Below are 23,438 nucleotides of genomic sequence, written 5' to 3' on the forward strand. Positions count from 1 at the left end.
GGGCACGGTACACCGGAAAGTACCCGGACCGTTGCTCGGACCCGCCGAAACCGCATCCCGGGCACCGCCTCCGCTCCGCTCGAGCGCCGCTGTTCGCGGTACCGGAGTCGGATCGCCGGGGTGATCGCTCCGCGCACCCGCATGTGTCAGCGGCGATACGGACCGCCGACGTAGCCGTTCCGCCGGGATCGGCGGCACTGGCGATCAGGCGGGACAGGCCGTCCCGTCGGCGGGCAATGTCGCATCCTTCAGGTAGCCGACCAGGTTCTGCTGTGCGCACGCCGAGTGCGTGAACACCGGATAACCCCAGCCTTGCCAGGTGACGGTGGAGCTGCGAGCACCCGCTGCGCCGAGTACACCGGTGACCGAGGGACGCGCGTCGCTGCCCGCGATCGGATTCGCGTCGTTGCCCAGGACGAGGGTGGGCAGGGTGAACGTGGTGGGCAGCTGCGCCGGATTCGGCGTCGGCCAGGCGGTACACGCCATGAGACCGATCGCCGCGGCCTTGCCGAAGACGGGATACTGCTTGGCCCAGACGGTTTCGAGTTGTTTCACCCGATCCGGGGTTGCCGGTTTCTGGTTGTCGCTGCAGGTCGAAACGAACTGCCCGTCGGCGTCCGTGGCGGCGGACTCCCGGCCGATCAGCTGGTTCAGCGCGTCGTTGTCGCCGCGGCCCGCCGCGGACAGGGCGTCGGCCAGATCGGCGGTGTGGTTGGCCTGATCGGCGCGTGGGTCGGCGAGGAATCCGGAGACGGCGGTCAGTAGCGCGTTCGCGGAGATGCCGCCGAGCTGCCCGGCGGCCGCCCGGTTGACCAGCGCGATGATCGCGCCGCGCGGATCGCTGCCCAGCGAGCAGTTCAGTGCGGCGCAGCGTTGGGCGAATGCGGTCAGCGCGGCTTCGGAGCCCTTGACGCGCTGTTCGGCGCGAGTCGCGGAATCGGCGTTGGCGGCCACCGGGGTATCCAGGACGAGCCGGGCCAGGTGTTCGCCGTATTTGGCGGCGTAGGCCAGCGCCACCCGGGAGCCGTCGCCCGCGCCCAGCAGTGCGATGTGGTCGACCTGCCACTGCTTGCGCAGTTGATCGAGGTCGTCGGCGGCGTGTCCGGCGTCGAAGGTGCCCTGATAGGGCTGCAGGAAGTCCTGACAGGCGATCGTGGCGTCCTGGCTGATCTTGGCCATCGCATCGACCTGGTTGCCCCCGGCGAACTGGTCGTTGTCCGCGAGGCTGCGCCGCGTGTCGTCGGTCAGGCAGTTGATCGGCTGGGAACTGCCGACCCCGCGCCGGTCCACCGCGACGATCGGATGCGCGGCCAATATCGCGGAGTTGGGGCCGGTGGCCAGTCCGGCGAGGGTCGCGGTGGAGGAGCGGTCCGCACCGGAGGTGAGTACCAGCGGCGTGGCGTTCGCGGGGGTCTGCGGCAGCCGGGCACGCACGGCGGCGTTGCGGAAGGTGCCCAGTACCGCGCCCCCGGCATCGATCGGGGTGGAGTAGTCGGCGCATTCGAAGATCAGCCCGCCCGGTGGCGCGCCCAGGCCCAGAGCGTTGAACGTGGACGCCGCGCAGTCGTGCCAGCCCAGGTCCGTCTTGGGCGTCTCGGCCGGCGGTGGCGCCGCAGGGGCCGAGGAGGTGGTTGCGGCCGAGCCGCCGGAATGCGGGCGGGCCTCGGCGATTCCCGGACGATCGGACGGGCCGGCGCCGCAGGCGGCGGTGAGGAGGATCGTCAGCGATGACGATGCCAGCAGTGCGGCTCGAGTCCTGCGCATGCGTTACAGCCTGCCAGGTCCGGTGGGTGCTTTCAGCCTTGGGTGCGGGCGCGTTCCCAGCGGGTCAGGATCGTGCCGTCGTCGTCCAGGATCGCGTGACGCAAGGTCATCGGGGTCGGCAACGCCTTGGGGGACACCGCGATTCGGCTCGCGGAACCGCCGATGAGCAGCGGCGATGCGGTGAGGCAGAGTTCTTCCACGACACCGGCGGCAATCAGGTCGCCGAACAGCGAGGGACCGCCCTCACACAGCACGCGCAGCAATCCGCGTTGCGCCAGGATCGTGCGGATGTCCGCTGCGGCCACCGATGCCTCGCCGCACTCGATCACCTCCGCGCCCGCGTCGGCCAGTGCGCGCTTGCGGTCGGTCGGTGCGGCGACGGTGGTCAGGATCATCGGCGGTCGGCCGGTGTCGGTGAACAGCCGTCCGGCCGGATCCAGCGCCGCGCTGGCGGTCACCACCGCGATCGGGGGCGGCGAGCCGTCCGGACTGCCGCCGAGACCGTGGTGGAACAGCCGCAGGCGGCGGTGGGCGTCGGTACGTGCGCCGCCGTAGTTCTCCTGACGTGCGGTTCCCGCGCCGACCAGGACCACATCGGCCAGGTCCCGCAAGATTTCGAACACCGCGTGGTCGGCCGGACTTCCCAGCCCACCGGACCGGTCGTCCACGGTTGCCGCGCCATCGATACTGGTGACGAAGTTGACTCGGATCCAAGGGGATTCGAGCGAGGCGGGGTAGGCGTAGAGCCGCACGAGGTCGTCGGGTCCCAGAGTTGTGAACTGGATCGCATTGGGCATACGCTGCATAACCACCGATCACACCACGTCAGTACGCTACTTGCGTGCAACAACGCCTCGTCGATCGCCATCCGGAGGTTCCGGCCGATCAGCTCATCGCCCAGATGGTGCCCCCGCCCACATTCGACGAGGTGAGCTTCGACTCCTACATTCCGGATTCGAACGAGCCCAGTCAGGCCGACGCCGTGCGCAAGGCGCGCGATTTCGCCGGGCGGGTCGCCTCGATCCACGCCGCCGCGAACCGCAGGAGTCTGTTCGGTAAGAAGAAGCACGTCCAGGGTGCGGGCCTGTATCTGGACGGCGGCTTCGGCGTCGGCAAGACCCACCTGCTGGCCTCGATCTTCCACGCCTCGCCCGAGCCGAAATCGTTCGGTACCTTCGGCGAGCTGACCAATCTGGTGGGCGCGCTGGGCTTCACGAACGCGGTGGAGCGGCTCGCGAGCAACAGTGTGCTGTGCATCGACGAATTCGAGCTCGACGACCCGGGCGACACCACCCTGGTTTCGCGGCTGTTGACCGAGCTGACCGCGCGCGGAGTCTCGGTCGCGGCGACTTCCAATACGCTGCCCAGTCAGCTCGGTGAGGGCCGTTTCGCGGCGCAGGATTTCCTGCGGGAGATCAAGAAACTGGGATCGCTGTTCGAGACGGTCCGGGTGGACGGCCCGGACTACCGGCACCGCGACCTGCCGCCCGCCCCGGAGCCGACCGCACCCGACCTGCTGGCCGAGAAGGCTGCGGCCACGCCGGGTTCCACCCTCGACGACTTCGACGCGCTGCTGCGACATCTGAGTACCCTGCACCCCTCGCGATTCGGCGCGCTGATCTCCGCAGTGGGCGCGGTGTTCGTCTCCGGCGTGCACGAGGTGACCGATCAGGCGGTGGCGCTGCGTGTGGTTGTCCTGGCCGACCGGCTGTACGACGCGGGAATTCCGGTGACGGTGTCCGGGGCCAAACTGGACGCGATCTTCTCCCAGGAGATGCTCGACGGCGGTTACCGCAAGAAGTACCTGCGGGCCATCTCCCGGCTGCTCGCGCTCTCGCGGTACGAGGTGCCCGCAGGCTGATCGCGCGGTACCGTGACGTGCGGGGTTACCGCACCACCGACGGCCGCGTGGTGCGCACCGGTCTGGTGTACCGACCGGCGAACTCGCCGAGGCCACCGACGCCGACCTGGCCGTTCTCAGCACGCGCGAGGTCCGTTCCGTCCACGATCTGCGGACCGCCTACGAGCGCGTGCTGTCCCCGGATCGGATTCCCGCGGGCACGACCGCGCACTGCGACGACGTCATCGGCCAGGCGCCGCCGCAGGTGCTCGTCTCGACCCTGTTCGCCGGAGACGACCTGTACCGGGCGTTCGTCACCGCATCGGGCGCGAATCAGGCTTTCGTCGACGTCCTGCGCGACATCGCCCGCACCGGCGACGGTGCGGTGCTCTACCACTGCACCGCGGGTAACGATCGCACCGGCTGGAATGTCGGCGGTGCTGCTGACCATCCTGGGCGTGGACCGCAAGACGGTCGACTACGACTATCTGCTGTCGAGCTACTACCGCGACGCCCGCGCCGGCGACCTGGCCGACGGGGTCGCCCGGTCGGCGCTCGACGCGGCCTTCGACCAGGTCGACAAGTCGTACGGCAGCTTCGACAGTTACGTCCACCAGGGACTGCAGCTGACCGACGCCGATATCGCCGCCTTGAAGGCCGAACTGCTGAGTTGAACCGAATTTGTCGCGCCGGCCGGGTTCAGCTCGGCGAGGCGGATTCCAGGGCGTGCTGCATGAGGTAGTCGTGGCACACCGTGGCACCGACGGTGAAGGTGCGGGTGCCGACGATCCGGAATCCCCGTTTGGCGTAGAACCGCTGGGCACGGGCGTTGTCCTGGTTGACGCCCAGCCACACGCCCGCGTAACCGTTGTCGCGTGCGTGGTTCAGGGCCGCGGTCATCAGGGCGGTCGACACGCCGCTGCCGTGATGGCCGGGCAGGACGTACATCTTGTTGATCTCCAGCACTGGCCGCAGATCCACCGCTCGCGCGACGACCGGATCGGTCGGGCCGCCCGCGATCAGCATGGCGTAGCCGACGATCTGCCCGCCGGATACGGCCTTGAGCACCGTGTGATCCGGATCGCTGAGATATTCGCCGAACCGTTCGTCCGAGAGCGTCTCGTCGATATAGGTCTCGATATCGGCCTCGGCGAGTCCGGGCGGACAGGCGAGCGGGAACGTGGCGGCCGCGACGTCGGAGATGGCCTCCGCGTCCCAGAGTCCGGCACGGTCGACCGTGACCATCGTGTCGTTGTTCACGTGATCCATGGCATCACATCACCTCGCCCGCCGCAGTGGTGGCGTGCCGGTCAGGTCGATTCGTCCGGTTCGTATGCGGTCGCGGCGGTTCGCGCGTGGAAGGTACGGCCGAACAGCACCAGCACCGCGGCGAACAGCAGCGGTATGACGAATCCGATGCGCAGGCTCGCCATATCGGACACCGCGCCCACCACGCCGCCGCCGATCAGCGTGCCCGCGTAGTTGAACAGGTTCAGCCGCGCGATCACCGCGTCGAGCCCGGAGCCGCCGGTGAGTCGTCCGGCCTCGCTGAAACACAGCGGGGCGATCACGGGCAGGCCGATCCCGGCGATCAGGAATCCGGTCAACGCGGCTAGCGGTCCGGGCGCGCTCACCACGACCAGCAGTCCGACCACGCCGATCGCGGCCGCGACGAGTACGACCACGCGCGGCCCGAACCGTCGCACCCACAGATCGCCGGTGAGCCTGGTCAGCAGCGAGGCCCCCTGGTAGGCGGCCAGCGCCAGCGCCGCGGTGGCCGAGGAGGACAGCAGTTCGTTCTTCAGGTACAGCGCCGACCAGTTGCCGACCGCCAGATCGATGGCGAACACCAGCGCCATCGCGATACCCAGTGCCAGGTAGGCCCGCAACGGAACGGCCGCCGCGCGCTCGGCTTCGGCGGGTTCGGCCTCGGCCTGCCGGGTGCCCAACAGCCGCGGTCCGAACACGAACCCCGCCACCAGCACCACCAACGCCGCGGCGAATACCGCCTCGGTCCACGTGACGTGGAATTTCTCGCATCCCGAGACGAACAGTGCGCCCAGGATCGATCCCGCACTCCACGCGGCGTAGAAGGACGACAATACGAACCGCCCGTAGCCGTGCTGGATGAACACCGCCTGCATATTGGTGCTCGCATCGACGATGCCCACGGCCACGCCGTATCCGCTCAATGCCGCGAACAGCAGCGCCTTGTCCGGAGCGAAGGCGATGACCGCGCCGGTGACCGCGATCAGCCCGAGTCCGATCCGCAACGTCACCCGGCTGGACCAGCGGACCGCAAGCTGTTCGGCCACAACACTTCCCACCGCCGCCAGCAGTGAGATCACCACCACCGCGACCAGGATGAGGGTATCGCTCAGGCCGAACCGCGACTGTGCCTGCGGCAGTTCGGTGAGGATGACCGCCAGGAAGAAGCCCTGGAGTGCGAATGCCACCGAATTGGCCTGCCGCGCGGCCCGGAGCGGCGACGATACATTCATGTATTCGGTGGGGGTCACCAGCGCAGCGTAGCGGCCGGGGTTCGGTGCGCCAAGGTCGAAAGCGTCGCAGGCGAGGGCGTTCGGCGCCGCGCCTGGGTCTCATGATCACGCGCGGCTCCCGGTTGCATAACGAAAGTAGACAGGACGCGGTGCCGACAACCGATCTTTACGGCACTCTAGAGGGGGCGGTTTCGGATGTGCCGCCGGTGCACGGTGTAGGGGCGATGGATCGCATGGGCGAGCGTAGCGAGCGGGTAGTGGGCACGGCCGGGCCACTGGCACGTGCCGGAGCCGAGCGGCGAGGTGCGGGCATGGTCGAACGTGAGCAGCGTATCGAGGCCGGGCCGGGGCAGGCGTTACTGCTGACCGCGCCCGAACCCGCGGATCTTCCTGCGGTGGAACCGAATCCGCGTGGACATCAGCCGGGCGAGCGGTGCCGCGAGCCCGGCTGCGGCGACTGCCACTGGGATGTGCAGCGATTCAAGTACTGGCTGCGCGGGCGACTACTGGCCGAGGGCGCCGACGACGCCGAGGTGGACAAGGCGGTGGGTGCGCAGACTCCGGGACTGTTGTGGCGCAAGGGATCTCGAATATGTGCGATCGAGGTGTGCAGTGCGCCGGTACATGTCGGCTTCGCGCTCGAGCGCGCGGCCCGGCTGCGCGCGGTCGGCGTCGACGAGGTGCTGTGGCTGTGCCCGCCCGGATTCTGGGTCGCGCAGGTGCCGGGTGTGGCCGTGGACGACTTCGCCGCCGACGGCTGTGACTACCGGCTGGTGTCCGGCCTGCTCGAGGCCGGGCCGAACGGGCTCGCCCGGCCCCGGGAGCAGGCGTGGACGGTGCGAGAATTCATGCAGGAGTGGGTCGCCGCGGAGGTTGCCTTCGGATATCGCGACGAGACCGCAGGAGGTTGGGCGACGGTGAGCACGTGGGAACAGCACACGCGGGCGCAGGCCGCCGTGATCGCGCAGCAGCGCCAGGAACTGGTGAACCAGCGCACCGCACTGGCGTTGGCGCGCAAGGCGACTCGGGACAAGGCCAAACAGGTACACAAGCTCATGCACCGGCTGGAGCGGACCGAACAGGTAGCCGAGGAACTCGACGGCGCGCGTCGTCGGCTGGCCGATCACGGCCGGATCGACGCCACGTTGCGTTTGACGATCGCGCGGCAGCGCACGGCGGTGATGCACTGGCAGTTGATCGCCTGTTTCGCCCTGCTCGTCATCGTGGCCTTCGTCGCCTCGGCGATGATCCTGCACTGAGCCGGCGAACTCGCGCTGAATGAGCGACGTTATGAGCGACGTTGCGGGTGAACGGGTTCCGGTCGATCAGCCGTGGCGGGACAACCGGAACGGGCCGCGCTCCCAGCGCCAGCCGTGGCGTAGCACCATGGCGTTCAGATCGGTGAGCCGGATATCGGTCTCGGCGCGGTAGCGGCGGAACTCGGTCCAGTCCACGGGGCCCTCGGCCAGGCGGTTGCGCAGGATGTTCTCCGTGGCCGCGGGGACGGTATGCGCGCGTAGGTCCGGTTCGCCCATCCGGCTGCCGGTGAACACCAGATGGCCCCAGCCGCGATCGTGCGCCGCGGCGCGGGCTGCCGCGAGCTTGATTCGGTTGCCGTACACGGCGATCCGGGCCAGCGGGATGACATCGATCAGCAGGGCCCGCCCGTCGGTGAGCCGGGCGGCGGCGGTGGGATAGTGCACCCGGTCGATCTCGTCGAGGCGATAGTCGACCGCGAGCGGACGTTCGGTGTAGGCCGCGACCTGTTCGCTCTCGTCCAGCATGCGCAGCAGCCGTGCCTCCAGGGCAGTGTCGAAACTCGTTTCGCGGCCGAGCTTCTCGGCGAAGATCGAACCGCGGGCGTCGTCGGCGGTATCCACCGTGGTCAGTGGCAGCTCCGGCAGCGGCGTCGCCGCACCGCTCGCCCAGTCCGTTCGCCGGAGCAGCGGAATCAACTGCCCGGCAACGGGTTCGGTGAATCGCGGGACGGCGTGCCAGCGGCCGCGCTGCTGCCATCCGGCGATCTGCTGGAAGACGAAGCCCGCCACGCGTTTGGCGTCCATCAGCGCGTGGCCGGCCAGCCGCAGGCGCAGATAGGCCAGATCCTGTCCGGCGATATCGGTGTCGGTCGCGTAGATCTCGCCGAGCAGGGTGCGCACCAGTCGCTGATCGCCCCAGCCGACCGGATACCGCGCGGCGAAGATCGCGGTATCGGGCAGCCCGGTGGCCTGCACTCGCCGGATCACCTGGCCGATGGCGCGAGTGTACAACTGGCGCACACGGTCTCGGGACAGTTCGTATCGCGCCCCGATGAGGGTGAGCGTCTCGGGACGTTCGCCGTCCAGGCCGAGCCGCTGGGTGATGAGCTCGCCGTCGCGCGGACGCTCCCGCGCCTGCTCGGCGACCATCGCGGCCACGGTCTCGTCGATCTCCTCGAGTTCGAACGTGACGGTGTCGCGCAGGTCGTCGGGCACGCCGGTATGCCCGTCCACGGTCCGGCTCATCTTCACAACTCCGTATCCTCGCACCGACGCTCCGCTCCGGCGTGTTCGCCGCGTCCTCGGCCTTCGCTCCGGCTGTGATGCGGCACGCTTTCGCTCGTTCGTTCGAAAAGCCTATCCTGGCGGGCGTTGAGCGGGTGGGAAGCGGTGCTGTGTCGGCTCGCGAGGACGCGGGGTCACTCGCTTCGGGGGCGTCCGGCGACGCCGTACGCGGTGGCGGCCAGCGCCCCGGCCCAGGCCACGGCGGATGCGATGGTCAGCAGGTGAATCGCGCCGATGAAATGCGGCCCGGTGGGGGACCCCGCGATCGCACCGAAGATCGCCACGCCGCTGGCGGTGCCGATCTGCCGTGCGGTATTGGAGGTGCCGGTCGCCAGCCCCGCGCGGTCGGGGGGTGTCGCACGTACCACCGCCGCCACCACCGAAGCGGTGACCAGTCCGGCGCCGCATCCCAGAATTCCGAATCCGGCCAGCAGCCAACCGATTCCGCCGGTAGCCTGCAACCGGGTCAGCAGCAGGGTGCCCGCGATGGCGATGACGCACCCGAGCGCGACCGCCGTGCGCGGCCCGCGCCGTGCGGTGATCCGGCCCGATACCGGGGCGAGTACGACCAGCGGAACCGCGAGCGGCAGCACCGCCAGTCCGGCCGGCAGTGGCGACCAGCCCAGGACGTCCTGCAAATACAACATGGTGACGAACAGCAGCCCGTTGAAGACCAGATTCATGGTCAGCGCCACCACGTTGGGGCTCAGGAAATCCCTGCGCCGCAACAGATCCAGCGGAAGCACCGGATTCGCGCCGCGCGCGGACGAGATCAGCGCTGTGGCCAGGGCCGCGACCGTGACCACGGCCGCGGCGGCGATCGTCGGCCGTCCGGCGTGGTGCCCGATCGAGATGACGGTGAACACCAGCCCGCCCAATCCGACGACGAATCCGGCGAGGCCGGCGAGATCGATCCGTTCGCGCTCCTCGCCCGGACGGTTCGGCACCGTGCGCAGTGTCGCGAAAATGACCAGTGCGGTCAGCGGCACATTGATCCAGAACACCGGACGCCAGCCGAGCCAGCCGGTGAGCAGCCCGCCCAGCAGCGGGCCCGCGGGCAGTGCCAGCGAGGGGATCGCCGCCCAGGTGCCCAGCGCCCGCGCCTGCTCACCGCGATCCGGGAACACCTCGACGATGACCGCCATCGTGCTGGGCAGCAGCAGTGCTCCACCGACCCCCTGGACGATGCGCGCGCCGATCAGCACGCCGATATTCGGTGCGATCGCGCAGCTCAGCGAGGCCGCGCCGAATACCGCGAATCCGGTGAGCAGCACCCGACGGTGCCCGATCCGGTCGCCGACGGTACCGCCCGCCAGGAGTAGTCCGGCGATGGCGACCACGTATCCGTCGACGACCCATTGCAGCATCGCCACATCCGAACGCAGGCCGTGTCCGATGCTGGGCAACGCGACGTTGACGATCGTGACGTCCAGTAGCACCAGGAACATGCCGGCGCACATCACTCCCAGTACCCGGCCCGGCCTGACCTGAGGAGAGTCCTCCGCGATCGGTTTCGAAATGCTCATGCCGCCAAGTGTTTCGCCGAAAAGCTTCGGTGTGGGCCGAAGGATGGGCGCGCGGTGGTTCGGTCTCGCATCGGCCCGCCGGTCCGGCCGAGTGTTCCGAGGAGATCCCGATGCTGCTGGGCCTCGGGCAGATGGCCGCTCGATCGCAAACATCACACACGGTGGGATCAGCTATTCGACGCAGTGAATTCCAGGTGCCGGATGCCGAATCGGGCTGTGCCTGTCTCCTGTGGCGCCGGGATTTTCGATTCGCACCGGTTATCGCCGAAATCGACGGTGACATAACGGGTTTCGTCGCCGGATATCTGCGCCCCGAAGCAGCGGACGTGGTTCTTGTCGGTGAGCATCGGGGGCGCCCACATTTCGGTGCATACCGAAGTGTCGGCGGGGCAGACTGGTGTCATGACGGATGATCGGCCATTGCACGGATACGCCGATGTCGCATCGGTCGGGGCGCTGCTGGCCGATGCGACGCGGGCGCGGGTCCTGATCAGCCTCGCCGACGGTCGGGCGCTACCGGCTTCGGTGCTCGCGGCCGAGGCGGGCGTGGCAGCCTCCACGGCCAGCGAACATCTCGCACGGCTGGTGGACGGTGGCCTGTTGAGCGTGGAACGCTCCGGCCGCCATCGTTACTACCGTCTCGCCGACGCGAAGGTCGGCATCGCACTCGAGGCGGTGGCCGCGCTCGCTCCTACCCGTCCAGTGCGCTCGTTACGGGAATCCACCCGGGCCGCGGCCCTGCGCCGTGCGCGCAGTTGTTACGACCACCTCGCCGGTCGGCTCGGCGTCGCGGTCACCGAGGCGCTACTGGACCGCGGCGCTCTGATTCGCACGGACGGCCTGCGCGGTGCCGAGCGCGCCGACGGGGACCTGTTGTCCGCCCCGGTGCGCACGCACCCGTACGAGCTGGGCCCCGACGCCGAGCCGGTGTTCACCGCCCTGGGCGTCGACCTGGTCGCCGCCGGCTCACAGCGCCGCCCGTTCCTGCGCTTCTGCGTCGACTGGAGCGAACAGCGCCACCACCTCAGCGGAGCCCTCGGCGCGGCCCTGCTGACCCGGATGGAATCAGCTGGTTGGGTGGTTCGCCACAACACCCGCCGCACCCTGCAACTCACCGATCCGGGCGCCCACGCCCTCGACCGTATCCTCGGCGTCGAGCTCGCCGCCTGATATCGAGGCGAATCGCGCTGTCGCCGAATATGTTTGCGCCATCGACCCGGCGCCCAGTATGAAGTGATGCAAGTCACATTCGTGTGCTGTCATATTTGCCCGACCGGCGGTGTCTCGGGGGCATGACTGAACACAAGACAGAGCACAGCGTGGTGGTTGTCGGGGGCGGATATGCGGGTACGGTCGCGGCCAACCGGTTGCGTAAGCGGGGAGACGTTCGGATCACCATGGTCAATCCGCGTCCGGCTTTCGTGGATCGGGTGCGGTTGCATCAGCTGGTGGCCGGAACCGGTGAGGCGACGATCGATTACCGGACGTTGCTCGGAGCGGGGATCGAGTTGGTGGTCGACAGTGCCACGCGCATCGATACCGCCACTCGCACGGTGCGATTGGCGTCGGGGCGGGGACTGGGCTACGACCACGTCATATATGCGGTCGGCAGTACCGAGGCGACGCCGTCGGTGCGCGGTGGGGACGCATTCGCCTGCCGCATGGGTGAATTCGAGTCCGCGCAACGGTTGCGCGCACGGTTGGACGGGTTGTCCGCCGATGCGTCGGTCACCGTGGTCGGCGGCGGGCCGACCGGTATCGAAACGGCCGCCGAACTGGCCGAGCGGGGGTGGGGAGTCACTCTCGTCTGCGGCGGGACGCTGATGCCCTCGCTGAGTGCCTCGGGCCGCCGGTATGTGCGCAGATGGTTGTCGCGACACGGTGTCACGATGCTCGAATCGGACCCGGTGCTGGAGGTGCGTGCGGATGCGGTCGTCCTGTCCAGCGGCGCGGTGCGTCCGAGTGCCCTGACCATCTGGACGACCGGTTTCGGCGTGCCGCAGCTGGCGTCCGCGAGCGGGCTGCGCACCGACGCGATCGGCCGGTTGCTCACCGATGAGACGTTGACCAGCGTCGACGACGACCGCATCGTCGCGACCGGCGACGCCGCCACGCCGTCGGGGCAGCCGCTGCGGATGAGCAGCCAGGCCGCCGGGGCGCTCGGGGCGCAGGCCGCCGACACCGTGTTGAGTCATATCGAGGGGTCCGAGCCCCGAGTGATCGACGTGGCACTGACCGGGGTTTGTCTGAGCCTGGGACGCCGCACCGGCGTTCGGCAGCTCGCGCACAAGGACGACACCGCGATGAATCTCTACATCGGCGGTCGCGCGGGTGCGAAGATCAAGGAGGTGACCTGCAATTTCGCCGTGGGAAAAATACGGCGTGAGGCCCGCGAACCCGGTTCCCTGAGGTGGCTCGCGGGCGGCCCGCGGCCCGACCCGCGGGCGAGCGCATCGGCGGTGACCTCCGCGTGAGGGCCGACGAACATGCCGAGCGGTTCACCCTGCTGCGGCCGCTGCTGTTCACGATCGTCTACGAAATCCTGGGCTCGGCAACCGAATCCGACGATGTCCTACAGGACAGCTATCTGCGGTGGGCCGAGGTGGATCTGGCGGCGGTCCGGGACACCCGGTCGTATCTGGCCCGGTTGGTGACCCGCCAGGCACTGAATACGCTGCGTGCCGGTGCTCGCAGACGTGAGGACTACGTCGGTCCGTGGCTGCCCGAGCCACTGCAACTCGCCGAACCGGACGCCTCGGCCGATGTGGTGCTCGCCGAATCGGTGTCGATGGCCATGCTCGTCCTGCTGGAAACCCTCGGCCCCGACGAACGCGCGGTCTTCGTACTGCGCGAGGTGTTCGGTTTCGACTACCCGGACGTCGCCGCCGCGGTGGGCAGATCCGTGATGGCCGTGCGTCAGGTGGCGCACCGCGCCCGCGAGCACGTACGGGCGCGGCGCAGACGTTTCGAACCCGTTGACGCCGCGCGGATCACCCGGATCACCGAACAGTTCATGGCCGCGACGACCAGCGGTGACCTGCGCGGGCTGCTCGTCCTGCTCGCCCCGGACGTCGTGTTCATCGCCGACAGCGGCGGCAAGGCCGTCGCGGCGCGGCGGCCGGTGCTGGGGGCGGAGCGGGTTGCCCGGTATCTGATCGACCTGTTCCGCAAGGCCGAGACCGCACCGGGGCTGCGGATCGAGACGGTCAACTGCAACAGCACCCCCGCGATGGCCGTCTACTCGCGCGACCGGCTGGAAGGGGTCTATCTGATCGAGGTGGTGAACGATGTCATCAACACCTTCTACGCCGTCCGCAATCCCGAGAAGCTAACCGCGGCAACGGTTCCCCGGCGGATCAGCCGGTGAGGCGGGCGCCGGCGGGCCAACTCGGCCAGGTCCGCGCCGATCGGGCGTCCGGTGATCTCTCGTGGTCGGCGTCGCACTCGCCGCGGCACCGACCGGACTGTCGCACCGCGGCATGCGGCCGCCGCGATCCGAGTCAGCTCTGCCCGGCGGGCACGCCGTCGAATTGCCTTGCCGGACCGCTGAATTCGCCGTTCTCGCGGGCCACGACGCATTCGGCGGCGAAGGCCAGGACCTCCAGGTGGTAGGCCGTCGCGGTATGCCCGATGCTGATGTTGTGTCCGGAGTTCGGCTGGATGTTCAGCACCAGGCGCGGGGCGGCGGGAAACAGTTCGGCGACCTCGAGCAGGCCGGCCGGATCGTTGCGCCAGACCTTCTCGTGGTCGGCGACGGTGAAACGCACCGGAACCCGTACTCGCGGGCCCAGTTCCGGGAAGTGCGTGGCCGCCCACTCCCGCACCAGTTGGCCTTCGAAACCCGGTCCGCCGGCGCCGATCAGCCCGCCGCCCACATGTTCGGGCGGGTACAACCGTGCGGGCTGCCACAGCAACCGGCCCACCTTCACATTGTCGGGCCGGGGCCGCACGGCGAGGATCTCCTCGGCCGCGGGCTGCCGCTGCCGTCCGGTGCCCGAGAGTTCCATACCCAGAAGCCGAGGCCCGCGTTCGGCATCGGCGGCCATCCGGACCGCGGTCTCGCACCCGGCCGAATGCGCCATCAGGAACACCCCGGCACCGCGCGATGCCGCATCCAGATGATGATCGATCGCGCGGTACATCAACTCGACGCGCAGTCGAGGGTCCGCCAATGTCGCCGCATACGGGTGTGATCTGCCGTAACCGGGCCGGTCCAGCGCGAGCACGGTGAATCCCGCGGCGGCCGCGGTGCGCAGCAGGGACAGCTCCGGATGTCCCGGGCAGTCGAAGTACAGCGACGTGGTCGCGCCTCCGTGCAGTGCGACCACGGCGGCGCGCGGGTTCCGGGCCCGGGCGAGTAGTCCCGAGATCGGAATGCCGTCGATCTCGGCGACGACCGGCTGCGGATCGCCATCGGCGAGGATGGGTAAATCGTTGTCCGTGACGGTCATGCGGGGGTCCTTTCCGCCCGTGGCCTGCGCATCCGTTCCAGCCGGACCGGCGCCGATCGAACGAGAATCATCCTCTTGTAAGACCGAGATTATCTTCTCGATTTTTGAGAATGCAAATTACAGCCCAGGTTGTGAGGAATGTCCCATACGGCGGCGGGGTGCGGGTGCCGTACCCGCCCTTCGTATTCTGAGCTGTGGCCCTGGGCCGGGAACTGTTGTCGAACAGGATTTGGAGTGGTGACTGTGAAGCTGATCGGTGTGATCGGTGGCGGCACGATGGGCGCGGGCATCGCCGAGGTATGCGCGAAGGCCGGAAGTGAGGTCCTGGTCCTCGAGACGACGCAGGAACTGGTCGATGCCGCGCAGAAGCGGATCGCGGCCTCGATCTCGCGCGGTGTGAGCAAGGGCAGGATCAGCCAGGACGACGCCGACGCGGCGATTGCGCGGGTGCGGGTGACGCTGGACATCGACGACTTCGCCGATCGGGATCTGGTGGTGGAGGCGGCGCCGGAGATCGAATCGCTGAAGTACGAGATCTTCGGCAAGTTGGACAAGATCGTCAAGCCCGCCGGAATCCTGGCCACCAACACCTCGTCGATTCCGGTGATCAAGGTCGCGTGCGCGACCCAGCGTCCGGAACAGGTGTTGGGCATGCATTTCTTCAATCCGGTACCGGTGATGCCGCTGGTGGAGATCATCTCGACGCTGGTCACCTCGCCGGAGACGGCAGCCGCGGTCACCGATTACGCGAAGAACACGCTGAACAAGACCACCGTGCAGGCCGGTGACCGCTCCGGGTTCATCGTCAACGCGCTGCTGATCCCGTACCTGTGCCAGGCGGTGCGGATGCTCGAATCGGGCTATGCGTCGGCCGAGGACATCGACGCCGCGATGAAGGGCGGCTGCGGCTACCCGATGGGACCGCTGACCCTGCTGGACACCGTCGGCCTCGATATCGCCCTCGCCGCTTCGGAGTCGCTGTACGCCGAATTCGCCGAACCGCATTACGCGCCCCCGGCGCTGCTGCGCCGCATGGTCGACGCGGGCCGCTTGGGCCGCAAGACCGGTCGTGGTTTCTACGATTACAGCTAGACGAGCGGGCGGGCTCGACGGAGGGCCCGCCTCACCTCGTGTCTCGCTGCAGTGATCACCGCGCATCGGAATCGGCTGAGATATGGCAGGATTCGGGGGCGATCTCAGTCGAGATGCCGTAGGTCGGGCCACAGCTGTGCCCAGGTGCCCCGTGGCAGGGTGCACAGATAGATGGCTGCGTGCTGGGCGGTCTCCTGATCGGTCAGTCCGTCCGGCAGGGTCAGGGGTGCGATTTCGGTGACCTGGGACCAGAATCGGTGCAGGTAGGCGGTATTCCACTGGCCCACACACAGGACGGTGTCGGACTTGCCGGGCGGCGGGCCCCAGAACAGATAGTTGTTGTGGCCGCTGAGCACCGTTCGGTGCAGTCCGGCCGCCGGGCCCAGGATGCTCACCGCGCCGGCCTCGCCGTAGTTGCTGGCGAAGATGGGGACGCCGGCGGGCAAAGGCGCTGCGGCGCGGGCGATCTGGTCGACGAATCGGGGCCAGCCGTAGGTTTCCATGGCCTGCGGGTTGATCGGCCGCAATGCCGTCTCCGCGCGCGGTGGGAGTACCGGCAGGCCGATCACGATCGCGATGGTCGCGGATCCGGCGACCGCGAGCGGCCACCGCCATCGCCGGCGTTCGGTCGCGAGGCTTTCGACTCGCACCGCCCCGGCCGCGAACAGGCCCGCCAGCACCGGGGCGGCATAGTAGACCTTGCCGCCGCTGACGGTGAACAACGCAAGGATCACCGCGGCCGCCGCCAGCAGCCAGCGGTGGTCGCGTCCTTCCCGCGAAATCAGGTGCCGCACACCGGAATACCACAGGGCGATCAGCGGCGGGCCGGCCAGCAGCAGTACCAGTACCGGCACCTGGGACAGCGCACCGAGCGGCCCGCCCTGCTGATCGGCCAGCGCCCGCGCCATATGCAGATTCGCCCATTGATGCCGCGCGTCCCAGATGACGTTCGGCACCGCGACAAGGAAGGCCAACAGCCCGGCGAGCCAAGGGCCGCGACTGCGCAGCGCGTCGCGCCGGAACGTGATGAGGCCGACGACGATGCCGATCAGCAGTACCGCCAGAGTGTCCTTGGTCTGCAATCCGATACCGGCGACCAGGCCCGCGGCGAGCCAAGCGCGGGTCGTGCGCACTCGCAATGCTCCGGCGGTGAGCACGAGTACCGCCAGCCAGCACAGTTGATCGAGGACCGTCGTGCCGAACAGCATCGAGGCCGCGACGAACACCGGGCAGGCGGCGACTGCCGCCGCGGCCAGAGTCTGGGCGCGACGCCGACCGCCGAATTCGGCGGCCAGTACGGAAGCCGATAGGACACAACCGATCTGGGCGGCGATTGCCAGCAACCGCAGCGGCAGCACACCGCCCGGCAGATCGGCGGCCAGTCGCGCCAGCAGCGGAGCCAGCGGCGGCTGATCGACATAACCCCAGTCCGGATGCCTGCCGCACAGGACGTAGTAGAACTCGTCACGATGCCAGCCGAACCGGGTGGCCACCACCAGATGTACGACGGCCGCCACCGCCGCGACCGCGAACACCGGACGCCGGGCGATCGGTGGCCGCTCGCGTTGATCGGATTCCCCTGGCGGAACATGATTCTCGGCCTCGGCTGTCCGCTCGGCCTCGGCCATGTCCCACTCCTCGATAAGTCCGGCTCGAACGCAGGCGCCGGAACGAATGCGGCCGTGCCGCAGGCGATTCACCGTTCCGCGGTCGGTCGCGCGGCCCGGCATCACCGAGCGGATCGCATGCGCGGACTCTGCCGCGTGAAATATACCGTCGCACAGGGTCTGCACCGGTCGGAAGCTTTCCGGCTACGAAAACCAGTGCCTGCTTTCGGTGACCGGGAGCTGTCAGGCGGTGGGTGCGAATGGGCAGAGCCACTTTTGCTGGTCCGGGGCCTACGGCATGCCACTGAGCTGTGCCGTCGCCCACGCACTTCGCGACGCACGGAAGGGGTGCGGCGGCGCGAGGAGAATTCTCGGGCTCGCCTGGAAGTAGCGCGTCGGCAACCCACCGAGGCGAGGTATTCCGGATGTGCCTGCGCCCGGCCCGCGACCTCGGCCAGCGGCGGAGGCGCCACCTGGACGGCCCGGCGGATCAAGCGCCGTCGAATCTCACTCGGCGGCGCGTCGTGCCCGTCGGGCCGCACCGACGGCACGCTTGGCGATGGCCCAGCGATGGACCTCCGAGGGGCCGTCGTAGATGCGGAACGGGCGCACTTCCCGCGAAAGCCGCGCCAGGGGCAGATCGCCGGATACGCCGAGTCCGCCGCACATCTGCACGCTGCGATCGACGATCCGGAAGATCGCTTCCGCGGCGAAGGTTTTCGCGATGGAGGTCGCGTTGGCGGCGGTCTCGCCTCGATCGAGTTCCCAGCACGCCTGCGTGAGCAGTGCGCGGGTGGCGGCGATATCGATTTCGTTGTCGGCGACCATCTTCTGGATCATGCCGAGATCGCCCAGCCGCGATCCGAAGCCCTGCCGCTCGGCCACATGCGCCACCGCGACGTCGTGGCCGCGGCGCGCGGCGCCCAGCCAGCGCATCACGTGCGTCATCCGGGCCGGGCCCAGACGCACCTGTGCGTAATCGAAACCGCGGTCGACCGCACCCAGTACCGCCGAATCCGGAACCAGCACGTCGTCGAAGAACACCTCGCAGTGTCCGCCGATCATCGACCGGTCCAAGGTCTCGATGTGGCGCTCGACCCGGATGCCGGGTGTATCGGCCGGGGCCAGGAACATCGTCGCCCCGCCGCGCTGACCGGGCTCGCCGGAGGTGCGCGCCATGATGATGAAGAACCCCGCACCGTCGGCGCCGGTGATGAACCATTTCTGGCCGTTGATCCGCCAGCCGCCCTCGCCGCGCACCGCGCGGGTGGCCAGTGCCGAGGGATCCGAGCCCGCACCGGGAGCCGGTTCGGTCATCGCGAAGGCCGAACGAACGTCACCGCGGGCGAGCGGTTCGAGAAACTGCTGCTTCTGCTCCGGATTCGCGATATGGGCGAGCATGTGCACATTGCCCTAATCCGGAGCCGCGATATTCAGGGCGGTCGGGCCGAACAGTGAATATCCGGCCTCCTCGAATACCGGTGCCCGATCCGACATTCCGAGACCGTGACCGCCGTATTCGACCGGCGCGTGCGGTGCGAAGACGCCCGCGTCGCGTGCGGCCTGCTGTAGTTCGACCCGGATCGCGTCCCCGCCCGCCGCGGCGATATCGCCGCCGTGCGCGTCCTCGATCGGCAGGACCGTGGTGCGGACGAATTCACGTGTGCACTCGGCCAGTTCGTGAACTTGGGCTGGATGGGACAGATCGATCGCCACAGTCACTCCTCACCGTGTTTGCCCGAACGTTCGCTCGGCCGGGGCACGTACGAACAGTGCCATGGAGCGATTACCTGTGTCAAAAGCCGAGATGCGGATATTTCGACTGTTCGGATATTCTGAACAGATGGACCTCGGAAACCGTTCCGCGGGCGATATCGGCGCTCGGGTGCGCACCGCGCGCACCGCGGCCGGTATCTCCCTGCGCGAGACCGCGCGGCGCATCGGCGTCAGCCCCGCCACGCTCAGCGCCATCGAGAACGGCCGGACCGGCGTCTCCGTGCCCCGGCTGCGGACCCTGGCCGGGGAACTCGGCACGACGGTGCCGCGCCTGATCGGTGAGCCGGACTCGGCACCGGAGCCCGATCGCCCGGTCCGCGCCCACGCCGTCGCCGCTTCCCATCGGGTCGAGCGCGACTGGCGTGAATTCCTGCCGCTGCCAATGGATCCCGTACTCGAGGCGGCCGTCGATTCCTTCGTGGAAACCGGATATCACGGCGCGACCATGCGGTCCATCGCCGAGCGGGCGGGGATGAGTGTGCCGGGCGTCTACCACCATTACCCCGATAAGCAGCAATTGCTGGTGCGGGCGTTCGACCTCACCATGGATGAGCTGCACTGGCGCGTTCCGGCAGCGCGCGATCAGGGGACGACGCCGGCCGACCGGGTGGCGCACACCGTCGAAGCCCTCGCCCTGTTCCACACCCATCGCCGAAAGCTGGCATTCATCGGCGCCAGCGAGATGCGCAGTCTCACCGCGCCGAACCGCAGGCGAATCACCGCTTCCCGCAACGAGATCCAATATCTGCTCGACGAAACGATCGCCGCTGCCGTCGATGCGCACGGTCTGAGCCGGGACCGGATCCACATCGCGAGCCGCGCGATCGCCACGATGTGTACCGCACTGCCGCAATGGTTCCGGCTCGACGGCCCTGTCGCACCGGAGCAGCTCGCCGACCGCTACGCCGATTTCGCACTCCGGCTGATCGGCCTCGATACGGCTGAATGAATGCGCGGCATGACGGTTCGTCGCAGAATTGTGTGCGGCGGAGTGCGGTTCGGCGAGCCGGCGATCACGGAGGCGAAGCTGTCCGATCGGTGATGTGACGCCGATCAGTGGGCGGGACCGCTGCGCGCGTACCGGGCCGGTGTCGTACCCAGGATTCGTTTGAAGTGCCGGGTCAGATGCGGCTGATCGTGAAAACCCGTGGCGGCGGCCACATCCCGCGTCGGCATGCCGCTGAGCAGGAGTGGCCGGGCCAGATCGACCCGGCGCGCGACGAGATACCGGTGCGGCGGCATGCCGAATTCGCGGCCGAAGGCGCGGATCAGATGGGTGGGGTCGGCGTGCAGTTGGGCCGCGGCTTGCTCCAGGGAAATGCCTTGTGTGGTGTGGGAATCCAGCAGATCGCGCAGGCGGTGCGCCAGCCGGGGATCGGCCTGGCGGGCGGGCGGATCGATCCCGCGCAACAAGGTGTCCAGACGATCGTGGATGAGTGCCAGACGTCCGGCGGCCTCGAATTCCTCGCCCGGAGCGGTGAGTACGGCATGCAGTTGGCGGATGCGCAGGTGCAGCAGCGGATCGGTGAACGTCGGGGTGTCGACCGCGGAGCCGATCATCGTCTCGGGCAGTTGGCCGGTGTCCAGGTACAGGACGCGCTTGCGGAAGCCGTTCTCGGTCGCGGCCTGACCGTTGTGCGGGACATGCGGCGGCAGCAGCGAGACCGCCGAACCCAGCACGCCGTATTCGTGTCGATCCAAGTCGTAGCGGACCGCGCCCTCGTCGACGATGAGCAGGGTCCACGCATCATGGGCGTGCATCGGATAGACGTGCTCGACGAACCGGGCATGGAACACCTCGACGATGCCCGGAACCCGCGGCTGCCAGGCCCGGACCTGCTCGAGTGGGCCGCCGGTAACCATGCCAGGATCGTACAAGCCCTCGCGTACCCGACCGGCGCACAGTCGTGGGCATGGAGAATGTGCGTTTCGATACCAAGATCGCGGTGCTGCTGCGGGACGACCTGCAGGCATGGCAACGGTTGAATGTGACCGCCTTCCTGGTCAGCGGTCTGGGCACGGTACGGCCGGAGGTCATCGGTGAACCGTACGAGGATGCCGACGGCGCCGTCTACCAGTCGATGTTCCGGCAGCCGGTCCTCGTCTTCGAGGCGGCCAAGGAAACCTTGCAGTCCGCACACGCCAAAGCGCTCGCACGTGGCCTGCAGACGGCGGTCTTCACCTCGGACCTGTTCGCCACCGGCAACGACGCCGACAACCGGGCCGCGGTCCGCGCGGTCGGCACCGACGCACTCGATCTGGTCGGACTCGCCGTCTACGGACCGCGCAACGTCGTGGACAAGGTGAGCAAGGGCGCGCGTATGCATCCGTGAATGCGGTGTGACCCGAGGGTTCGCAGGGGGCATCGCGGGTGCGGCACGACGGCCGCACTAAGATACATCTTGTGTCTATGACGTATTCATCTGCTGAGCGGGCCTATCGGGAGGTCAAGGAGCGGATTCTGGGCGGTGCGTTGCCCGGCGGGGAGTTGATCAGTGAGGGGGAGGTCGCCGCGGATCTGGGGACCTCGCGTACTCCGGTGCGTGAGGCGTTTCTACGGTTGGAGGCCGAAGGGTGGATGCGGCTGTATCCGAAGCGCGGTGCGCTGGTGGTGCCGGTGCCGCCGGGAGAGGCCGAACATGTCGCGCACGCTCGGTACGTGGTGGAGACGGCCGCGGTGCGGGCGCTGGCGACCGCTGATCGGACCGCGCTGCTGACGGAATTGCGTTCGGTGATCGAATCGCAGCGTGAACTGGCCGCGGCGGGGGAGTTGGAGCGGTTCGCGGCCATGGACACCGAATTCCATCGCGCCGCCGTGGCCGCCGCGGGCAATCCGCTCCTGACCGGGTTCTACGATTCACTGCGGGAGCGGCAGCGCCGGATGAACAGCCTTGCGGTGCAACGTCGTTCGGGTAATGCGGCGCAGATCGTGGCGGAGCACGCCCGGCTCGCCGACGCGATCGAGTCCGGTGACGCCGAGGGCTTCGCCGCGCTGCTCGTCGAGCATCTGTCCGGCGTGCACCAGCTGGAATTGCGGGGTCTGTGATGACCGGTTCGGTGGTCGAGCTCGAGCGCGCGGCCGGTGTGGTCGCCGCGCCGCGGGCCTGGCGGGGCGTGGCCGCGGCGATGTTCGTGATCGCCTGGGGCGGTAACGAATTCACGCCGCTGCTGGTGATGTACAAGAATCACGGCCTGTCGGTCACCACGGTGGACGTGCTGCTGTTCGACTACGTGCTGGGCATCGTGCCCGCACTGCTGATCGGTGGTCCGCTGTCGGATCGGTTCGGGCGGCGCCGCCTCATGTGCCCCGCGCCGTTCATCGCGGCGGCGGGATCGCTGCTGCTGGCCGTGGGCGCCGATGCGGTGGCGGCGCTGTCGGTCGGCCGGGTGCTCTCGGGCGTGGCGCTGGGACTGGCCATGGCCGTCGGTGGCAGTTGGGTCAAGGAGTTGTCGCAGCCGCCGTATTCGTCGTCGTCGGCGGTCGGTAGCGGTGCGCGCCGTTCGGCGATGAGCCTGACCGCGGGGTTCGCACTCGGCGCGGGTGTGGCCGGAGTGCTGGCGCAGTGGGCGCCGTGGCCGCATTCGCTGCCGTATCTGGTGAACGTCGTGCTGTGCGCAGCGGGCGCGGCCTGGGTGATGTGTGTTCCGGAAACTGTTGTGCGGCAGCCGAATCCGGGACGGCTGCGGGATGACCTGCGTATCCCCGCGCCCGGACATCACCGATTCTCGGGCGTCGCGCTGCCGGTGGCGGTGTGGGTGTTCGCCTCGGTCGGTACGGCCTACGCGGTCCTGCCGACGTTGCTGGCCGGACAGGCGCACAGCCTGCAGATCGGCTTCTCGGCTCTGCTCACGGTGTTGACCCTTGGCTGCGGATTCCTCATCCAGGCCGTCGCCCGGCGGATCGATCGTCCCGGCGTGGCGCGGATCGCGGCGCTGGCACTCGTGCTGGTCACGGCCGGAATGGTGCTCGCGGCGGTCGCGGCGAGCACGCTGACGCTGTGGATCGCGCTGATCGCGGCCGCGGTGCTGGGAGCCGGGAACGGCATCGGCCTGGTCGCCGGATTACAGGAGGTCGAGCGCATTGCCGAACCACAGGATCTGGCGGGGCTGACCGCGGTCTTCTACTCGGTCTGCTACCTCGGCTTCGGCCTGCCCGCTCTGTTGGCCCTGCTGAATCAGACCACCGGGCTCGGCTATCCGGTCATGCTCGTGGCCGGTGCCGTGGTCGCACTGCTCTGCCTGGCGGTGGTACTCCGGAATTACCGGACGAAGACCGAAACCATCTGAGCCCCAACGGAATCTGCCCGCCGGCTCGATACGGCTCGGCCGGGCTCGAAC

General features: G+C 68.7%; 21 protein-coding genes and 2 pseudogenes. 13 read left to right on the forward strand and 10 right to left on the reverse strand.

The features are described 5' to 3' along the window. Positions 1 to 204: 204 nt before the first annotated feature. Positions 205 to 1,764 carry an alpha/beta hydrolase gene (locus tag NV1_RS21670; RefSeq protein ID WP_067894152.1) on the reverse strand — a complete coding sequence of 520 codons (1,560 nt, stop codon included), beginning with the start codon at positions 1,762 to 1,764 and terminating at the stop codon, positions 205 to 207. Between the two features lie 32 nt (positions 1,765 to 1,796). After that, positions 1,797 to 2,570 carry a pyrimidine reductase family protein gene (locus NV1_RS21675; RefSeq protein ID WP_067894155.1) on the reverse strand — a complete coding sequence of 258 codons (774 nt, stop codon included), beginning with the start codon at positions 2,568 to 2,570 and terminating at the stop codon, positions 1,797 to 1,799. 35 nt (positions 2,571 to 2,605) lie between these two features. Here NV1_RS21675 and zapE point away from each other — a divergent pair, with 35 nt between their 5' ends. From zapE to NV1_RS46425, 3 genes and pseudogenes are all read left to right on the forward strand, one after another. Then, a complete protein-coding gene (gene zapE / locus NV1_RS21680) occupies positions 2,606 to 3,625 on the forward strand; it encodes a cell division protein ZapE (RefSeq protein WP_067894158.1) in 1,020 nt (339 codons plus the stop codon). A 106-nt stretch (positions 3,626 to 3,731) separates the two neighbouring features. After that, positions 3,732 to 3,971 (forward strand): annotated as a pseudogene (locus NV1_RS46420) (tyrosine-protein phosphatase); the annotation flags it as partial. A gap of 70 nt (positions 3,972 to 4,041) precedes the next feature. Next, positions 4,042 to 4,278 (forward strand): tyrosine-protein phosphatase, encoded by a 237-nt coding sequence (locus tag NV1_RS46425; RefSeq protein ID WP_281181867.1) that lies wholly within the window; start codon positions 4,042 to 4,044, stop codon positions 4,276 to 4,278. Positions 4,279 to 4,303: 25 nt separating this feature from the next. On the opposite strand, the gene NV1_RS21695 is transcribed toward NV1_RS46425, so the two are convergent. Both NV1_RS21695 and NV1_RS21700 read right to left on the reverse strand, forming a co-directional pair. Continuing rightward, on the reverse strand, positions 4,304 to 4,873 hold the full coding sequence (locus tag NV1_RS21695; protein WP_174557466.1) for a GNAT family N-acetyltransferase: 570 nt from the start codon (positions 4,871 to 4,873) through the stop codon (positions 4,304 to 4,306). A gap of 41 nt (positions 4,874 to 4,914) precedes the next feature. Then, complete coding sequence (locus tag NV1_RS21700; RefSeq protein WP_245713848.1) at positions 4,915 to 6,123, reverse strand: MFS transporter; 1,209 nt, start codon at positions 6,121 to 6,123, stop codon at positions 4,915 to 4,917. Between the two features lie 206 nt (positions 6,124 to 6,329). On the opposite strand from NV1_RS21700, the gene NV1_RS21705 reads away from it, so the two are divergent. Then, a complete protein-coding gene (locus NV1_RS21705; protein ID WP_245713849.1) occupies positions 6,330 to 7,364 on the forward strand; it encodes a hypothetical protein in 1,035 nt (344 codons plus the stop codon). 66 nt (positions 7,365 to 7,430) lie between these two features. Here NV1_RS21705 and NV1_RS21710 read toward each other — a convergent pair whose 3' ends face one another. Together NV1_RS21710 and NV1_RS21715 are read right to left on the reverse strand one after the other, a co-directional pair. Further along, complete coding sequence (locus NV1_RS21710) at positions 7,431 to 8,609, reverse strand: sigma-70 family RNA polymerase sigma factor (RefSeq protein ID WP_067894167.1); 1,179 nt, start codon at positions 8,607 to 8,609, stop codon at positions 7,431 to 7,433. 173 nt (positions 8,610 to 8,782) lie between these two features. Beyond that, entirely contained in the window at positions 8,783 to 10,174 is a 1,392-nt protein-coding gene (locus NV1_RS21715) for an MFS transporter (protein ID WP_067894170.1), read from the reverse strand. A gap of 110 nt (positions 10,175 to 10,284) precedes the next feature. On the opposite strand from NV1_RS21715, the gene NV1_RS44610 reads away from it, so the two are divergent. The 4 genes from NV1_RS44610 (at position 10,285) to sigJ (ending at position 13,541) form a co-directional block, all read left to right on the forward strand. Then, the gene (locus tag NV1_RS44610) at positions 10,285 to 10,587 is read left to right on the forward strand and encodes a GNAT family protein (RefSeq protein WP_169813372.1); all 303 of its coding nucleotides are present in this window, start codon (positions 10,285 to 10,287) and stop codon (positions 10,585 to 10,587) included. After that, complete coding sequence (locus tag NV1_RS21725) at positions 10,577 to 11,344, forward strand: ArsR/SmtB family transcription factor (protein ID WP_157117216.1); 768 nt, start codon at positions 10,577 to 10,579, stop codon at positions 11,342 to 11,344. The genes NV1_RS44610 and NV1_RS21725 overlap by 11 nt, the downstream gene beginning before the upstream one ends. A gap of 122 nt (positions 11,345 to 11,466) precedes the next feature. Then, positions 11,467 to 12,648 (forward strand): NAD(P)/FAD-dependent oxidoreductase, encoded by a 1,182-nt coding sequence (locus NV1_RS21730; protein ID WP_067894177.1) that lies wholly within the window; start codon positions 11,467 to 11,469, stop codon positions 12,646 to 12,648. Then, positions 12,645 to 13,541, forward strand: a complete 897-nt coding sequence (sigJ, locus tag NV1_RS21735) for an RNA polymerase sigma factor SigJ (RefSeq protein ID WP_067894674.1) — start codon at positions 12,645 to 12,647, stop codon at positions 13,539 to 13,541. The genes NV1_RS21730 and sigJ overlap by 4 nt, the downstream gene beginning before the upstream one ends. Before the next feature lie 133 nt (positions 13,542 to 13,674). Here sigJ and NV1_RS21740 read toward each other — a convergent pair whose 3' ends face one another. Continuing rightward, positions 13,675 to 14,625 carry an alpha/beta hydrolase gene (locus tag NV1_RS21740; protein WP_067894180.1) on the reverse strand — a complete coding sequence of 317 codons (951 nt, stop codon included), beginning with the start codon at positions 14,623 to 14,625 and terminating at the stop codon, positions 13,675 to 13,677. A gap of 243 nt (positions 14,626 to 14,868) precedes the next feature. On the opposite strand from NV1_RS21740, the gene NV1_RS21745 reads away from it, so the two are divergent. Further along, positions 14,869 to 15,717, forward strand: coding sequence for a 3-hydroxybutyryl-CoA dehydrogenase (locus tag NV1_RS21745; RefSeq protein ID WP_067894677.1), 849 nt, complete (start codon positions 14,869 to 14,871; stop codon positions 15,715 to 15,717). Positions 15,718 to 15,821: 104 nt separating this feature from the next. Here the strand turns inward: NV1_RS21745 and NV1_RS21750 are convergent, their stop codons facing one another. Both NV1_RS21750 and NV1_RS21755 read right to left on the reverse strand, forming a co-directional pair. Next, positions 15,822 to 17,345 carry a glycosyltransferase family 39 protein gene (locus NV1_RS21750; protein ID WP_084525647.1) on the reverse strand — a complete coding sequence of 508 codons (1,524 nt, stop codon included), beginning with the start codon at positions 17,343 to 17,345 and terminating at the stop codon, positions 15,822 to 15,824. A gap of 486 nt (positions 17,346 to 17,831) precedes the next feature. Beyond that, positions 17,832 to 19,040 (reverse strand): annotated as a pseudogene (locus tag NV1_RS21755) (acyl-CoA dehydrogenase family protein). 127 nt (positions 19,041 to 19,167) lie between these two features. Between NV1_RS21755 and NV1_RS21760 the strand changes: the two are divergent. Continuing rightward, the gene (locus NV1_RS21760; protein WP_067894183.1) at positions 19,168 to 20,049 is read left to right on the forward strand and encodes a TetR-type transcription factor C-terminal domain-containing protein; all 882 of its coding nucleotides are present in this window, start codon (positions 19,168 to 19,170) and stop codon (positions 20,047 to 20,049) included. Positions 20,050 to 20,153: 104 nt separating this feature from the next. On the opposite strand, the gene NV1_RS21765 is transcribed toward NV1_RS21760, so the two are convergent. Continuing rightward, positions 20,154 to 20,963: a helix-turn-helix domain-containing protein gene (locus tag NV1_RS21765; protein WP_067894186.1), complete on the reverse strand. Its 810-nt coding sequence runs from the start codon at positions 20,961 to 20,963 to the stop codon at positions 20,154 to 20,156. A 50-nt stretch (positions 20,964 to 21,013) separates the two neighbouring features. Between NV1_RS21765 and NV1_RS21770 the strand changes: the two genes are divergently transcribed. The 3 genes from NV1_RS21770 to NV1_RS21780 all read left to right on the forward strand — a co-directional run bounded on the left by NV1_RS21770 (position 21,014) and on the right by NV1_RS21780 (position 23,387). Further along, complete coding sequence (locus NV1_RS21770) at positions 21,014 to 21,433, forward strand: DUF2000 domain-containing protein (RefSeq protein ID WP_067894682.1); 420 nt, start codon at positions 21,014 to 21,016, stop codon at positions 21,431 to 21,433. 77 nt (positions 21,434 to 21,510) lie between these two features. Further along, positions 21,511 to 22,146: a GntR family transcriptional regulator gene (locus NV1_RS21775; RefSeq protein WP_067894189.1), complete on the forward strand. Its 636-nt coding sequence runs from the start codon at positions 21,511 to 21,513 to the stop codon at positions 22,144 to 22,146. Continuing rightward, positions 22,146 to 23,387 (forward strand): MFS transporter, encoded by a 1,242-nt coding sequence (locus NV1_RS21780; RefSeq protein ID WP_067894192.1) that lies wholly within the window; start codon positions 22,146 to 22,148, stop codon positions 23,385 to 23,387. Before NV1_RS21775 ends, NV1_RS21780 begins: the two co-directional genes overlap by 1 nt. The last annotated feature ends 51 nt before the right edge of the window (positions 23,388 to 23,438 follow it).

It is taken from the genome of Nocardia vaccinii NBRC 15922 (assembly GCF_001613305.1).
Classification (GTDB): Bacteria; Actinomycetota; Actinomycetes; order Mycobacteriales; family Mycobacteriaceae; genus Nocardia; species Nocardia vaccinii.